10 protein-coding genes and 1 pseudogene are annotated in these 16,023 nt (G+C 53.0%); 6 read left to right on the forward strand and 5 right to left on the reverse strand.

What is annotated here, in order from left to right; genetic code table 11:
- Window positions 1–132 precede the first annotated feature (132 nt).
- Window positions 133–315 (forward strand): hypothetical protein, encoded by a 183-nt coding sequence (locus PYL13_RS25725; RefSeq protein WP_275642781.1) that lies wholly within the window; start codon window positions 133–135, stop codon window positions 313–315.
- A 58-nt stretch (window positions 316–373) separates the two neighbouring features.
- On the opposite strand, the gene PYL13_RS25730 is transcribed toward PYL13_RS25725, so the two are convergent.
- Window positions 374–1,579, reverse strand: a complete 1,206-nt coding sequence (locus tag PYL13_RS25730) for a DUF3422 domain-containing protein (protein WP_275642782.1) — start codon at window positions 1,577–1,579, stop codon at window positions 374–376.
- Between the two features lie 283 nt (window positions 1,580–1,862).
- Between PYL13_RS25730 and PYL13_RS25735 the strand changes: the two genes are divergently transcribed.
- Window positions 1,863–2,885 carry an LLM class flavin-dependent oxidoreductase gene (locus PYL13_RS25735; protein ID WP_275642783.1) on the forward strand — a complete coding sequence of 341 codons (1,023 nt, stop codon included), beginning with the start codon at window positions 1,863–1,865 and terminating at the stop codon, window positions 2,883–2,885.
- 152 nt (window positions 2,886–3,037) lie between these two features.
- Here the strand turns inward: PYL13_RS25735 and PYL13_RS25740 are convergent, their stop codons facing one another.
- Window positions 3,038–3,289, reverse strand: coding sequence for a WGR domain-containing protein (locus PYL13_RS25740; protein WP_250984088.1), 252 nt, complete (start codon window positions 3,287–3,289; stop codon window positions 3,038–3,040).
- A 501-nt stretch (window positions 3,290–3,790) separates the two neighbouring features.
- Between PYL13_RS25740 and repA the strand changes: the two genes are divergently transcribed.
- From repA to PYL13_RS25760, 4 genes are all read left to right on the forward strand, one after another.
- Window positions 3,791–5,002, forward strand: a complete 1,212-nt coding sequence (gene repA, locus PYL13_RS25745) for a plasmid partitioning protein RepA (RefSeq protein WP_250983855.1) — start codon at window positions 3,791–3,793, stop codon at window positions 5,000–5,002.
- Window positions 5,002–6,048: a plasmid partitioning protein RepB gene (gene repB, locus PYL13_RS25750; protein ID WP_250983854.1), complete on the forward strand. Its 1,047-nt coding sequence runs from the start codon at window positions 5,002–5,004 to the stop codon at window positions 6,046–6,048. Before repA ends, repB begins: the two co-directional genes overlap by 1 nt.
- A 232-nt stretch (window positions 6,049–6,280) precedes the next feature.
- Complete coding sequence (gene repC, locus PYL13_RS25755) at window positions 6,281–7,549, forward strand: plasmid replication protein RepC (protein ID WP_275642784.1); 1,269 nt, start codon at window positions 6,281–6,283, stop codon at window positions 7,547–7,549.
- 1,135 nt (window positions 7,550–8,684) lie between these two features.
- Window positions 8,685–11,537, forward strand: coding sequence for a M16 family metallopeptidase (locus PYL13_RS25760; RefSeq protein WP_441296696.1), 2,853 nt, complete (start codon window positions 8,685–8,687; stop codon window positions 11,535–11,537).
- Between the two features lie 194 nt (window positions 11,538–11,731).
- On the opposite strand, the pseudogene PYL13_RS25765 reads toward PYL13_RS25760, so the two are convergent.
- The 3 genes and pseudogenes from PYL13_RS25765 to PYL13_RS25775 all read right to left on the reverse strand — a co-directional run.
- Window positions 11,732–12,229: pseudogene (locus tag PYL13_RS25765) on the reverse strand (NADPH-dependent FMN reductase); the annotation flags it as partial.
- 428 nt (window positions 12,230–12,657) lie between these two features.
- Window positions 12,658–13,800, reverse strand: a complete 1,143-nt coding sequence (locus PYL13_RS25770; protein ID WP_275642785.1) for a site-specific integrase — start codon at window positions 13,798–13,800, stop codon at window positions 12,658–12,660.
- Window positions 13,801–14,252: 452 nt separating this feature from the next.
- The gene (locus tag PYL13_RS25775) at window positions 14,253–15,125 is read right to left on the reverse strand and encodes a D-alanyl-D-alanine carboxypeptidase family protein (protein WP_275643073.1); all 873 of its coding nucleotides are present in this window, start codon (window positions 15,123–15,125) and stop codon (window positions 14,253–14,255) included.
- Between the last annotated feature and the right edge of the window lie 898 nt (window positions 15,126–16,023).

Raw genomic sequence — 16,023 nt, forward strand, 5'->3', positions numbered from 1 at the left:
AGCTATGCCAGACATGGTCCTTTCTGTTATCCTTAACGCGGTCATCGGTCTTTAAAAATGCAAATAGGGGTACCTACAGTGCGGGATGAGGCGGATTTCTCACAGCATCTGAACTGTGACGTTGAATTGAAATTGAGTGGCCCGACGGGAAAAGCCATCGACAAGGCCTGTGCCAATGCTCTGCGCGCATTGGCAGATAGGCTGGAAAAGGGCGATTTTGAGGATGGATTGCATCCAGTAACCGACAATTCTGGAAAGCTCATCGGTGCAATTTACATCGATTACGCTCAAGACGCCGAAGTCGGGGCCGATTGAGTTGAGCGAATATGTGCTGGCTTGCATATAGCGCGCCCACATCCGCTCTACCGTGCTGTCACGCCTCGTGTTTCAAAGCGTGTTTTACACGTAATATGGTGATGCAAACCGCGGTAATGACGAGCGGTATCGACACAAGCATGACCATAGGGCTCAGGTGATAACCTGAATGTTCAAGTGTCTCAAAGACCGTCTTTAGCAGACTGAGCAGATAGTAGCTGATGGCGATGATCGAGAAACCTTCAACAGCGCGCTGGATCTTGACCTGCGTTGCGGTACGGTCGGCCATTGCCTGGATTTGCACGGCGTTCTGGTACTCGATTTCGACCTGAATGCGTGTCTGCAACAGATCGATCATGTGCATTGTTGCATGCGAAAGCTGCTCTAACCGCACAGCTGTGGCGTGACACGTGCGGACGGCTGGATTGAAACGACGCGCGACAAATACTCCAAAACGCTGGAAACCGGCGACGTGTTGCTCTCGCAGTTCTGAAATCCGTTCTTCAACGATCTTCGCATAGGCCGCTGTTGCCCCAAAACGCGTACGGGTTTCAGCTGTTGCGGAAATGATTTCGGCAGACAGCAACGAGATTTCATCCAGTAGGGCCTTATGCTCTGATGTCGAGGTGCTCAAATTCCGGCTGGTCAATTGCACCAGCTTGGCATCGAAATCGACCAGCCGTGGCGACAGGCGTCTGGCTTCGGGAAGACCAAGCAGCGCCATGGCGCGATACGTCTCGATTTCGTATATCCGTCTGATCATTCGGCCGAGGCGATAGGCATTCAAATCATTGTTGAACAGGATGATGCGGCTGCTTTGGTCATCATGGACGCGGAAATCGGAGCAAACCTGGGCAGCCCCGTTGCCGATAGACGATGCTGCGGTGTCGCCAAAGCCAAATTTTCTCAAGACAGTGCCAAGTTCAGCTGGCGCTGGGCCCGATACCAGAATGCAGACACGGCAAATAAGTCGGGCATCTGTAAGGCCGGCAACCTCAGCATATTCGCCTGTTGTGCTACCTGATGTTGGCCAGTTTTCACTGGTGTTATCAATGGGATGAACTCGAGTGACGGTAACAAATTCCGTATGATGCTCTATTTGGGTCTTGAAGGAATTATCCTCCTTGATCCTTGAGACGTGGTCGTCGACATTGGGCCGTGCTGCCGCCGTTTCAGGCATAAATGCGAGATGTTCCACAAAAGCCGGGCCTTCAAAATAGATCGACGGACGAGCGTGTAATTCTGAATTGAAATCGGCGGGCATCCGCTTTTACTCCGGGCTACCAGTGGAAACGTATATGCTGCTTTAACAATCGTTAAGAACGATGGCGACCGGTGATTGCTGTTGTGACAGTATGTCGCTGTGGGCCGGTTAATGTGGCTGTGTGCCGGTTACCGTGCCAAATGCGTGTAATGAGGGCGATCGTTCACAATTCGACGACACGCTGTCTTTGTTTGCCGGATTGGATAAGGGGCAATGATGCCTATATGACTGGCAACAATGATGCCGGCGTGACCGGTAGTTCTCCAACGTTTTGAAGGCCATCATGAAAAAGATCGGATTTTTATCGTTCGGGCACTGGACGCCCTCCCCTCAGTCGCAAACACGCTCGGCTGCCGACACTCTTTTGCAGTCGATCGACCTTGCCGTAGCAGCCGAAGAACTTGGTGCAGATGGCGCCTATTTCCGCGTTCATCACTTTGCGAGGCAGCTTGCCTCGCCGTTCCCGCTGCTTGCCGCTGTCGGTGCCAGAACCAAGACGATTGAAATTGGTACTGGCGTCATCGACATGCGCTACGAAAACCCGTTTTATATGATCGAGGACGCTGGTTCGGCCGATCTGATTTCCGGCGGACGCCTGCAATTGGGCATCAGCCGCGGTTCGCCTGAACAGGTTATCGACGGTTGGCGGTATTTTGGCTATCGCCCGGCAGAAGGCCAGACAGAAGAAGACATGGCGCGCCAGCACACCGAAGTTTTCCTTGATCTCCTTGAAGGCGACGGATTTGCGCAACCCAACCCAAGACCGATGTTCCCCAACCCTCCTGGTCTGTTGCGGCTCGAACCACATTCGGATGGTCTGCGCGAGCGCATCTGGTGGGGCTCAAGCTCCAATGCGACGGCGGAATGGGCCGCAAAACTTGGCATGAACCTGCAAAGTTCGACACTGAAGACAGACGAAACCGGCAAACCGTTTCATGTTCAGCAGGCGGAACAAATCCGCGCGTTCCGTGCTGCCTGGAAAGACGCTGGTCATGCCCGTGAACCACGCGTCTCGGTCAGCCGTAGCATCTTTGCTCTCGTCAATGATATGGATCGCGCCTATTTCGGTTACGGCAACAAGGAAGGCGATACGATCGGTTTTATCGACGATAAGACACGCGCAATCTTCGGAAGAAGCTATGCAGCTGAACCGGAAGCCCTTATCGAACAACTGAAGGCTGACGAGGCTATTTCCGAGGCTGATACGCTGCTTCTGACCGTTCCAAATCAACTGGGTGTCGCCTACAACACGCATGTGATTGAAACGATCTTGAAGCAGATTGCTCCAGCACTTGGCTGGCGTTGATTGAGGCAAACTTTTGCTACGCCGATGAGGCGTATTGAGCCGTAGAGTTGAAAGGCCGGTCTTGTCGACCGGCCTTTTGTTTTAATGACGTCGCCGGTGCCGAAACTGCCAAATATGTAAGCAATCTGGGGGGGTGCTTTGAGTGGCCGGTTCTAGCCCACCAGATCGCGGTAACCGCGGCGTATTTTTTGGCGTTCAATGCGCAGAAATGCTGTTTTTGCATCATGCGGACGGTCAAATGTCTCGACCATCGTCTGACCTGCTGCACCGATACGACCCCAATTTCGGATAAGCGAGACTTCTCCGAACAATGTCGGTTGAATGCTCAACATGTAGAAGCGCCGCATGTTTTGCGCCCGGTCGATCCGTTGAAGATGAATGGTATGTCTGTCGGGTTTTTCCATGCCCGGATTGTCGCTGCCGACCCGGATATCGTCCAACGACTAATCTGAATCGATCAGGCATCATTGATTCATGATTTTGATGATTTTTCGAATCTGAGAGGTCTGTTTGGACGAGATATCCGAGCCGTTTTGACGGTCACTGGGCAACGGGGCGGATATTGGCTGTAGCTAAGAATCAGTTGGTCGATTTCACGCTCTACAAAACTGATTCGTGACGCGTCTTCGTCATCAAGGTGCCTGATGGCCCCAAGGTTGCGTTTTTAAACAACTTTCATTCGTGGTGCGCACATCATGCAAAAGATGCCCATAGGACGGCGGCCAATTGGTTAAGATATTGATAAATAGACGCGAAGACCTCTTAACAGGTGTAAACATCTGACGGAGTTGACGTCGATGATAGGATTTCATTAACCAAGTAGGATTTGACGAAAATGCGGAATCGGTTAACTGTCGGTCGACGGTAAATTACTGACAATCACGAAAAAACCGTCGTGAGGCGAAATGACAACGAACCAACAGCGAATTCAACCAAAAGAATCGTCGGCAATGAAGATTAGCCGACAGGCTCAGCTGTTGTCTGCCCAGCTCCAGTCTATCCGCGAAAGACTGTATGAGCCAGAGATTGAAAAGAGCCTCAAGACATTTACCTCTCGCGAAGTTGCCAGCCTGTTGGGCATCGCTGAATCGACCTTGCGGCAAATGTCGCTCGATGGCGAAGGCGCAATCCCGGACCGGCAGGACAATGGCCGGCGGATTTATACGCTAGCCCAGGTCAACGAGATCCGTGAACACTTGGCACGTAAGCGTCCTAACGAGGCGTTGGAGTTTCTGCCCCGCCGTCGTGACGGAGAAAAGCTGCAGGTTATTGCTGTTGCAAACTTCAAGGGCGGTTCGGCAAAAACCACGACAACCCTTCACTTGGCGCACTATCTGGCAATCCAGGGCCTGCGCGTTCTTGCGATTGACCTTGATCCGCAGGCGTCTTTGTCAGCGATGTTCGGCTACCAGCCGGAATTTGACGTCGATGAAAACGAGACTGTTTACGCCGCTATTCGTTATGATGAGAAGCGCAGACCCGTTCGTGAGGTGATCCGAAAGACCTATTTCGACGGGATTGACCTCATTCCGGCCAATCTTGAACTCATGGAATATGAGCACGAGACACCTCAGGCGATTGCCGAAGGTTATGGTCGTGGCGACGAGATTTTCTTCCGCCGCTTATCATCCGTCATTTCGGAAGTTGAGGCAGATTACGATGTTGTGCTGATCGATGCGCCGCCGCAGCTCGGCTATCTGACGCTCGGTGCATTATGCGCGGCAACCGGTCTGTTGATCACTATTCATCCGGCAATGATCGATGTCGCGAGTATGAACCAGTTTCTGGCGATGATGAGCGATCTGATGGGCGTTATCGAAGATCGCGGCGGTACGCTTAGTCACGATTTCATTCGCTATGTCATTACCCGTCACAACCCGAATGATGGGCCGCAGGTGAATGTCGTCACCTTGCTGCGCTCTCTTTTCAAGGAAGATGTGTTGGCGCCGGCTGTTGTGGAAACCACGGCCATTGCGAGTGCGGGTCTGGAAAAAAAGAGTCTCTACGAACTGTCACGAGGCAGTGTCGGGCGCGACACGCTCAATCGTGCGATCGAGTCCGTGGATTCCGTGAACCGTGAAATTTTCCTTCACATCAAAGACGTGTGGGGCAGATAATGGCAAATCCCAAAGAACGAAATCAGCGCATGAAGAGCCTGTTCGCCAATGTCGACACGGCGGCGCTTGCAAAGCATACGCCAGTGTCCGTTGTCGATCATGAAAAGCGACGCGTCGGTTCAACGGCCGTCAAATCCATGGACCGTGCTTTCGTTTCGATAGAGGACGAGAATAAGCGCCTGCACGATCAGCTGCTGTCCGCGGAGTCGATTGTCGAGCTTGATCCGGACCACATTGTGGGTTCGTTTGTGAATGATCGCCTTGATATTGAAGGCGATGCAACGTTTCAGGCCTTCGTCGAGGGCATCCGGGATGCGGGTCAGAAGCTGCCTATTCTGGTGCGTCCGCTCGCAAACCGTCCAGGCCATTATCAAGCCGCCTACGGACATAGACGGCTTCGCGCCTGCCAGATTCTGAAACGGCCGGTCAAGGCGATCGTTCGCGATATGAGTGATGAGGAACTTGTCGTTTCTCAGGGCATCGAAAACTCTGAGCGTCTGAACCTGTCTTTTATCGAACAGGCGCTGTTTGCCCTTACTCTTCGCGATCGTAAATATTCCAGAGAAGTTATCTCTGATGCGCTGGGTCGGAAAGAGGGCAGAAACCTTGCCTATATTTCGATCCTGACAAACACCGCATCGTTGATCCCGGAAAACATTATCCGGTTGATCGGGCCAGCCTCGTCGATTGGACGCCCGAAATGGGAAAAACTGGGCTCTTTCATCAAGGACCGTCGTTTGAATGGAGCGCAGGCCGCCGCGGTTGCCGAACTCACCACATCTCCATCCTGGGCTGCTACTGGAAGCGATCAGCGTTTTTCATTGATCCTTGATGTTCTCGATCAATCAGCGAAGCGCGAACCGGTTGCCGTCGACGTGACGGTGGCCAATGGCGTCGTCATCGCGGCGAAACGTACAGATACATCGACACGGATTTCAATTCCGGACAATCGCCTTCCCGGGCTTTCGGACTGGCTGCTGCAACGGCTACCCGAACTTGTTGCGGAATTTCAGGACCAACAACGAAAGGATTCTGGGATGAGCTAGTCGCCAGAACGGAAAAGGGCCCATCGACTGCAATCGATAGACCCTTAAACCATTGGCCAACGGAACACGAAGCACCGTCAACATTAGCTGTAACGATCTGATTCTAAGACGGACGAACGCGTTAATCAAGTCTCTGTAACTGGCAGAGACCGTTTTTTTGCGTCTAAATTCCGATGGCTTCCTGAAAATCGACCGATTGGGAATGTGATCTTGCGATCGCAGCGGGTAAGCTATGACTGAAGCTTCTGCAGTAGCGTCCTTTAGACGCGTCACTCCTGGGATCGTTGCGAGCGCCCGATTGGCGATGGCAAACGACGTTCCAGACACTACAAAATCCGAAATCGCACTGCTTTTGAAAAAGGCAGCGCCCGTGCTTGGCATTGATGGAACAACCTATCATGTGATGGATATCCTGCTTGGCCTGTCGCGTGCTGATGACTGGAAGGGCTCAGGTCGGCCGATCGTCGCCATATCCAATGCAAAGCTGGCGGAATACACCATGCGTTCGGAACGCACTGTTATCAGATGCATTCGTCGGTTGGTCGAAGCAGGCATCGCAGCTTACCGCGACAGTTCTACAGGCCGCCGTTTTGTTTATCGCAACGATCAAGGCGAGGTTGTCGCTGGATTTGGCATCGACTTCACGCCAGCGCGTGTAAGAGTTGAAGAGCTGACGCAGGCCGTCACCCATTACCAACAGCGACTGGCAATCGAGCTTGCGGCAAAGCGCGACATCGCCAGGCTTTCTCGGGCCATTGAGGATATGTGCGTAGCATTTCCCGACGAAACAATTGATGTTCGTGCCGAGCTTGCGGCCATTGGCCTCCTGAAGGTCGATATTGTAGCAGGAGCAAGAGAGACTCAGTTGCTGCATGATAGGGTAGTAGAAAGTCTCCCATCCGAGCATATTCCTTTTAATATGACATCCGAGGGTGACATCAGTGTCACCGCTATTATTAATACAACCCTAGAATCTCCAACTGAAAGTAAGAATGAAAGGACACGCTCTAACGAGCGCGAAGATAATTTACGTAGCGACCGCTACGCGGCCGATATAGCTTTTGAAAAAAAGCTTTCGGCAAATCCAGCAGTTGAGCAAGAAACTTTTGGTGTGGCCCAACGGGGTGTTGATGCCGTTCAAGGTGAAATTCTTGGCTCCGTATCTGTGGGGTTGCTCCAAGCCGCCTGCCCCGAAGCGCAGGCGATGATAGGTACTCAATTCGACTCCTGGGCGACACTTTCTCGTTCGGGTGAGGTGTTGCGGCGAATGATTGGACTGTCAGAAGCAGGTTGGGCGGACGGCAAACAGAAGGTTGGCTCCTATGCTGCCGCGGCAATTCTCGCCACAGTGCTCGAAAAATCCATTCGTGATCCCGAACAAATCAGCAAACCCGGTGGTTATTTCCGAGCGATGATCGATCGTGCCCTTGAAGGGAAACTGAATCTGGAGCGCAGTCTGTTTGGCCTGGCCGATAACCGATACGGCAAAACCCAGAAGTAACAGCTGTAACTTTTGGGTGCTGTCTAAGAACACCGATGTTGCACTCCCCTTCCCGGCTCAAGTTTGAACTTGATATCGGGAAGAACTGGGGCAGCATCCGGATTGATGGTCAGCAAAAGAGTCACAGGTCGTTCAACTCGATTACATGCTTGAAGGGATGATGTTGAGCAATCTCGAAATGACGCAATTCTCGGCTGAGCTCAGTGTGAATTACAGAGGGATGAACGAGGACGTCGTTTAGAACTTTGTCGCGGTGATCATATTGTAATTAGTGCCCTGCCAAAGTTTTGCGCCAGCCTCTTGACGTCTCACCCGCCAGCAAGTGAGCAAGGAAAAGTTACAGCTGTTACTTTTCCTTGCGTGCCTTTCGGATGCGTCTTACCCGACACCTCACCACGCTCATGTTTGAAATGGAGGGGACTTGCCCGACCGCCACCCGAAACGAGAACAACGGAAAGATTTTTCCTTGGGCTGTCGCTGCGCATTGCTCTCATATGACTGTGGTGAATGACTGCAGTCCCCTACCCTGCTTTAGCGTCTCCTTCTCCTTTTGTTATACTTGATGAGCAAATGAGCTAGCGAGCTCATCGATGCCGCAGCATCAGACCGGAAACCTGAAGAGTGCTAAAAGGACCGTCGAAAAATGCACACTCGCTAAAACCCTTTGTCGCTTTTGATCATTGAAATTTTGGTACCAACGTCACTCATTGCTTGCGGCCCAGCGGATGCTTTGACACGCGACAATGAGACCGTTGGCTGGAATGAGGAGCACGTGGTGATCTTCAACAATTGCGGCAATATTCCGCGTCGGCTTGGTAGACGGCAAGACGACCTGACTTCTTATACTCGAGCCACCTCGATAAGGGCGTGATGCTTGAGAATGCCTATTCCCCTGCCCTCGCCTGCGCCCTCAATTCAGTACGGAAATTTCCCGCTATCTCTCTCGGGTATGTTTTTGGCCCCGAGTTTACTTTCCAAATCCAAGCATGTCTGCGCTCAGCCGAAGTAGGATGGCGAGACCAAATTGGCAGAAGTCACATATTCAACACTTCGCTATCTGAGAATATGCACTTGAAGCGAACCAGTCGCTTTGAGATATTCCCTTGCATATCAATGACAATCTGCCGGAACACTGATGTTTTTCAAATATATAACAAACTCCGCCCGCCAGACGCTTATTGCGCTTGCGACAATTTCCATAGGCATTGGCTTGGCAATGCCGGTTCGGGCCGAGAATGTCGCCACGTCCTGGCCGCAGGCCCAGAGTGATCTGGCAGCAGATCCCGATGTCCAGTTTGGCGTGCTTGCAAACGGTATGCGATTTGCCATCAAGCGCAATACTACACCACCAAATCAAGCGGCGATCCGCTTTCGTATTGGTTCCGGCTCCCTTGACGAGAATGATAATCAGCAGGGCCTCGCCCACTTCCTCGAGCACATGGCCTTCAAAGGCTCAACAAATGTAGGCGAAGACGAGATGGTGCGTATGCTCCAGCGCAAGGGTCTGGCATTCGGGCCGGATACCAATGCGCACACGTCCTATAGCGAGACGGTCTATTCGCTCGATCTGCCGCAGGTCGATGCCGATACGATTTCGACCGGTTTGAAACTGATGCGTGAAACCGCGAGCGAGTTGACGCTGAATGCTGCTGCCTTTGATCGCGAACGTGGCGTTATTCTTTCTGAAGAAAGGCTGCGCGATACGCCACAGTACCGTACTGGTGTGAGTGTTCTCAATTCTTTGCTCGAAGGCCAGCGCGTTACGATGCGCTCGCCAATTGGCAAAACCGAGATCATTCGTAATGCGTCCGTCGATCTGCTGCGAGAATATTATACTGCCAATTATCGTCCTGATAACGCGACCTTGATCGTCGTTGGCGATGTTGATCCCGCAGCTCTGGAGACCGAAATCCGTGAGCGTTTCAGTGACTGGAAAGCCAGTGGGCCAGAACAACCAGCGCCGGATTTTGGCACTTTGAAAAGCAAGAGTGAAACGGTCAATGTTGTGGCCCGTCCGGGAAACATGACGCGCGTGCAGATTGCTTGGACACGTCCATTCGACAAGACGAAAGATTCTGTGGCTAAGCGCCGCGATGATCTCATCGAAGATCTTGGCTTTCTGGTTTTGCAACGTCGTCTGAGTGTCATGGCGAGTCGAGCTGATGCGCCCTTCATCAGCGCGAATGCCGGTACGCAAGGCCTGCTGAAATCTGCCCGACTTGCGGTGGTTTCCGCCAGTTCTCAACCCGACAAATGGCAGGCCGCGCTTTCTGCGATAGATCAGGAGCAACGCCGTATTCAGGAGTTTGGTGTCACAGAAGCTGAACTCCAGCGTGAGATTGTCGAGTTCCGCTCGGCCCTGCAAGCCGACGCTGCAGGTGCCGCGACACGAAATTCCACTGCCCTCGCCTCCATGCTGGCTGGTAGTGTCGATGCCGATCAGGTCTTCACATCACCGAAGGACGACCTTTCGCTTTTTGAGACTATAACCAGTGACGTTACGGTTGATGAAGTCAACGCTGCGCTGCGCGCTGCATTTACCGGCAATGGTCCGCAGGTCTTGCTCCAGGCAGCAAAAGCCCCTGAAGGTGGCGAAGAAGCCGTACGATCTGCCTATAGCACAACCCGCGCCATTAGCGTTTCCGCACTTGCTGGCGCAGAAGATGTCGTTTGGCCTTACACGTCGTTTGGTGAATCGTCGGCCGTTGTGGAGCGCGAGGCCGTTGAAGATCTCGGGCTGACCATGGTGCGTTTTGCCAATGGTGTGCGCCTGACCGTCAAACCTACAAAGCTGCGGGCCAATGAAGTTCTGGTGCGCGAACATATCAGTGGTGGCAGATCGCAAATTGCGCGTGACCCCTACCCGCCCCTGTGGGCTTCTCCGGCCGTCATACTGTCTGGCACGGAGGATCTGGATTTTGAAAACATCCAGAAAGCGTTGACTGGAAAGATTTTTGGCATCGATTTCTCGGTTGGCGATAGTGCCGTACGGTTCGATGGGCGCACACGTACGGAAGATCTGGAGACCCAGTTACAATTGATGGCTGCCTACACATCTCGCCCAACCTACCGCCCCGAAGTTTTCAAGCGAGTGCAGCAGGCTTATCTGAGCAGCCTGGACCAATATGATGCCACCGCTGGAAGCGTTGTGCGCCGAGATTTTGCCGGATTGGTACACTCCAACGATCCGCGCTGGGCATTCCCGAGCCGTGAACAACTGTCATCCGCGACGCTTGGCAATGTCGGGGCGCTGTTCAAACCGCTGGTTTCCAAGGGGCCGATTGAAATCACCATCGTCGGTGATGTGACGGTTGATGACGCTATTCGCCTCACAGCCGGTACATTCGGTGCGCTTCCGCAGCGGGCCGAAACCTCACCGCAGAGCGATCAGACTGTCGTGAAGTTTCCCGATGCGAACGATAAGCCGCTGATTTCCAACCATACGGGAAGAGATGACACGGCCGCGATCAGTGTTGGCGTCCCGATCGGTGATCTTTTCTCGGACGTTCCGCGTTCCTTCATCGCAGATATCTCAACCCAAATTCTGCAAAACCGGTTGATTGACCAGTTCAGAATTGCCGAGGGTTCGACTTACGGTTTGCAAGTCAGTGCTGAACTGTCGCGAGATTTACCGGGATATGGCTTCGGTTATATTTCTCTTGAGACGACGCCCGAAAAGGTTGGCAGTTTTTACACGCTGCTGGACAAGGTTGCTGCCGATCTGCGAACCAATCCCGTATCTGACGACGAACTGGCAAGGGCGCGGGAGCCGGCAGTTGAGACGCTCAAACACCAGCAGCAGACCAATGACTTCTGGGCATTTTATCTGCAGCAAGCGCAGACGGACCCACGCCGGTTAGAACTTATCCGCTATACCATGGAGGGCTATGGAAAGGTAACGGCGGATCAGGTTCGTGAGTTTGCTCAGAAATATTTCCAAACGGAACACTTGTGGAAGTGGGAAGTTTTGCCTGCCGGCGTAAGGTGATGTTGAGAATGGCGGTCATTGTCGAAATGGCCGCCATTTTTTTAAGGCTGCAGCATCTGGAACAGTGTGTTGAGTGATCGCGTACGCCGATCTTTGGTACAAATTTCTCGGGACGGAACGCGCTTCGGACTGTAGTTCGCAGCACTATTGTAGCGGTTGCGAGCCCAGCTGATTTTGCCAAAAGGACATAAATCCCTCAAAAACGCTTCCACTCTTTGCCTGTTCTCCGCAACTTTCAAATTTCCTGGATCGCTTCTGGCGTTTCCTTCATCACTGGCAGTCGGAAGAACAGCTCTTCATTGAATTGCTGCTAATGGTGGACGCACTTTGCGCAGAGCGACCAGCATGTCGTCACCACGATGCGACGCGTGGACGAGAGCAATCGGCTTGCCGATGATCTGATCGCCAGACACCAACCAATCGATCGCGTTCTTCAAGCCACCTGGAATGCCTCGGATATATTCCGGGCTGCTGATCAGCAGACCGTCATTTTGGGCGATCAAACGCAGGAAATCTTGAACGCTTTCGGGAAGGTTGGGACCTTCAAGGTCAGGTGAGAACACCGGCAAACTTCCGACACCGTCAAAAACAGTGATAGCAATGTCATTGGGGGAGGCGGCTTTTATTGCCATTAACAGAGCCGTGTTCGTGGACTGTTGGCGGGTGCTGCCGGAAATTGCGAGTATTTTCATGGCCACAAATTATCGTGGCGAAGTGGCCGTTGCAATTGATAGCTCGGAGTTGTTCGATCGGTGGCACAACGGGGAAGCTTTGCGTCTTCAATCTTGCAAAAAAAAAGCTGCCAGGCGGCTGGCTGAGATGGAAAACCAGCGCCGAACGAAGCAAGAAAAAATCGGATCTGACCCGATAAGGAGAAAGATCACATGCCAATATCCTACTTGAAAATATCAGACGGACTCGAAGTTCGAACGCCGATTGGTGTCCCCAATCCGCATGAGGCTCTGAGAGCTGCGTTGAATGCTTTATCGCAGTTCGCCCGCCAGAAAAAATCGTCATAACTGTAATGGATTCCGGAAAGCGCCGATTGCGAGGATGAGTTTTTCCTTCACGATTGAATACCCGCCCGGTCTGGGCGTGTGATGCGAGAAATATAAATGCGTTACAGGATCCGCGCTGCGCGACCGCTTCTGCGTGTGGCATTGTTGTAGTAACTTGAAGCTTGCTGGACAGAGCGATGTTTGGACTGTTCCATGGCCTCGGGCAGAGTAATGCCTCTATTGGCAGCTTCGGTCAGATAGCCAGAACGCAGACCATGTGCTGAGATTTCCGTAGGGTCCAGTCCGGCCATCACGGCGCGTTGTTTGATGATGGCATTGATAGACTGCGGATCAAGGGCGCGCCGTGATACCGTTCCCCACCTGCCAATCGACCGGAACACACTTCCACTTTCAATTTTCGCAGCGACCAGCCATGCATTTAATGCTTCCACCGGCAGCCCCGTGAGATAGACGATGTCATCCTGTTCGCCGTTGGTGGTTTTGGTGCGGCCAAGATGAATGGCGAGAGAGGGCAGGGAACTGCCATCTTCCGCTGTGACAGGAGGCTCGGCGATCAATTGTTGGCAGCGCAGGGTGGCAACTTCGCTGCGGCGGCGACCGCCTGATGCAAAGGCAAGCATGAGGATTGCCCGGTCACGTAGATCCCTTAGACTTTCGCTTCCACAGGTGGCCAGCAGTTTTGACAGCACATCAGCTGTAACGGCCATGGTACTTTTGCGTTTACGGGCCTGTGGCGTTGCTCGAACGGCAAGCCGTATCGCGGATTTGAGGGCAGGGGAGGCGAATGCACCAGTATGACCGCGCCATTTTGTTAATGTCGACCATGATGCCAGTCTTCGACGTACAGTGTCTGGTGCGTGTGGGCCCGTTGCGCGCAGAAACCCTTGGTCACGCAGACTTTGGGACACCGGGTCAGGCATGCCATGGTCGGGATCGGCTATGCGCTTTTCCGGATCCCATAGATGGTGAGCAACAAACTTGAGAAGCAATGCCTCTGGCGCTGGCCAGGGCAGGGGGCTGCCGGTTGAAGCCAATGACCAGGCTTCGAGATAAGCAAGATCAGACGTAAGCGCCCGTAGCGTATTTTCTCCCATGCCCTGGTTGACGAGATGCCGCAATGTTTCGACATCCTGATCCGTTAGAAGCTCTGCGAGTTCGTCTCGGCGCTCGATTGGCAAAACGGCTGCAATCGTGTCGAGTTCTTCTGCTCGAAGCTGGACAGCGGTTTTTTCCGGTCGTGACATTTACGGCTCCTGCTCCGGGTTACGCTCGTACTTTCAAGACCCGCGATGGCGGTTATTTTCGATGATTTGCCATGACAGATCAACTCACCCGCGGAATGTGACGCCAGGTCTGTCACCGGCTCATTATTCAGACGAAGCTCGAATAGGCTCAATCAACCAGGTGCGGCAGAGTGTTTTTAGACATTTCACCATCAGTGGAGAACATCTCGTGATCTCAGCGTCATGCTAAGGGCGTTCAGTTTCGGCCGCAGGATGGCCCTGCGCGCGTTTTGGCGCTCGAGACGAGCAATTCCTCATCCTAGCCGTCTCTTCGTCTGTGCGGTCGAATTTGACGGTTTTTGCATGCGGCTGATGATCTCTGTTGGGCGTATAGGTAGTCTTGATCGACTAACTAGAATTAGGAGCCCATGAATTGATCACCGATGGCTGGAAATCTGGTGGTAATCGGGCTGCTAGTGCGAAGGCTCATCATTTCCGACCTTCAGCATAAGGAGGTAATCCTGATGACGATCGGTAAGGGTAGGGGACCCCAGAGTGACGGAAATGATTGAATTGCCATTTTCGAGTGTCGAGACAGCAGCAAGATTGAACACCGATGGCCACAAGGATCCGGACTTTCCACCTCTGAACTGAGGGATGGAAAAATCTGGGAGTGCTCTGCGGCTTGAGCCTATGAAGACTGATCGTACGATAAGCCGCCGTGGGTTTGGCCCATTTATTTGAATTCCGTATTTTTCCAAACCCCAGACGCCAAAAATCATGCTGTGCCGAAGGCACTCCAAAACCAGCAGCGACAAATCCCGAGCGGTGGAACGTTGCCCTTTGACCGCCAAACCGTGAGCATTCAGAAAGCGCGATGACTGCATCTGCAGGCGTGCCGCGACTGAATTCATCTCATCAATGAAACGGCTCTGGGCATCCAACGCGGAAGGTCCGATTGATCGGTCACTGAGAAGAATTGAGCCAAGCGAACGGGCTATGACATTGGCCGAAACGTTTGACGACGCCAGAAGGAGATTAATCAAAGCATGGCGAACGCTTAACCGATCATCTGCGCGGAGATTGTTTCCGGATCCCTCTACAAGATCCTCTGGCAGGACTAATAACTCCTTTGCCAAGGATATATCCTTTGCGTGACATACAGTCAGCGCGGTCACTGCCGTGAGCAGCTTGGTGATCGACGCTGGTGACGCAGGTCTGTCAGCGTTTTTTTCGAACAGCGTGGTCAATGGACTTTCGAGGCCGCCTGCTAAACGAATGCAGATTGCGCTGATGGCCGATGGACTGACATTGTCGATTACGTCCTGATGTTCGGAACTTTCCATCTCTTCCAACCATGCGCTGTGAGCAAAATCTGCCTGTTGGGGAGCCTACACGAAGGACGATAAATGTCATCAAACGTGATTTAGGGGGAACTGTCTGCTCGGCGAGTTGGATTGTGTCGTTGGTGTCGACCGCCGGTCCTCAGAAACGAGTGAGTGTCCACATGGGTTTCGGTGTGTCATTTCGTTTATGTGTCGCTCCGCAGAATGCCGATTGAGCGAGCAGAATGAGCCAGTTTAAACCTGTGCACGGCATGACCAGGCTGCGAGGCTTGCTGCGGTCGTGTTGGTTGACCCCACCTTGATTTGCAATGCTATCGTGGATGTGGCCTGCGGCGGCCTGCCGCTCGCTCAAACTGGAATGGCGAACGTACCCCCAAATGGTTTGACCCGACGGGGTTGTTGTCGAGCACTGACATCGATAGCGCCCAAAGAGGGATCAGACGATCGACATACCCAATTCGAAAGCTATGGTGAAGGCGTTGCGCTCGTCATTGGCTGGGCGCAACATTGACTTTCGCGTAGTGACTGCCTGGAAATCATGTCGCAGCAACTCGGTTTCCCGAACTGGAATACTTGCAGGGCACTGCTGGAAGTGAAGACGACAGTGAGCTCGACTATCTCCGTGCACCACGGCAGTCGGCAAAGGCTGCTCTATTTTACAAAACTGCGTTCCGCGCAAAAGTTTTGAGAAAACACCCTCATCAGGGTGAATTGATTGCGGTCGATATCATGTTGCATGGTCTGGCCGTAAGTGCGGTCCGTTCAAATCCGCGACGTGAGGCTGAGCAGTGGCGCAGCGGCCCCCTAAAGTGCCGGGATCTATAAGTATCGGTAATACGGCTCGATGTAAAAATGCCGCATCAGCGGTCGCGGCCACAAAGCCACCGGCGCCACCGAA

Origin of the sequence: Agrobacterium sp. Azo12, from assembly GCF_029193765.2 — a bacterium.
GTDB lineage: Bacteria > Pseudomonadota > Alphaproteobacteria > Rhizobiales > Rhizobiaceae > Agrobacterium.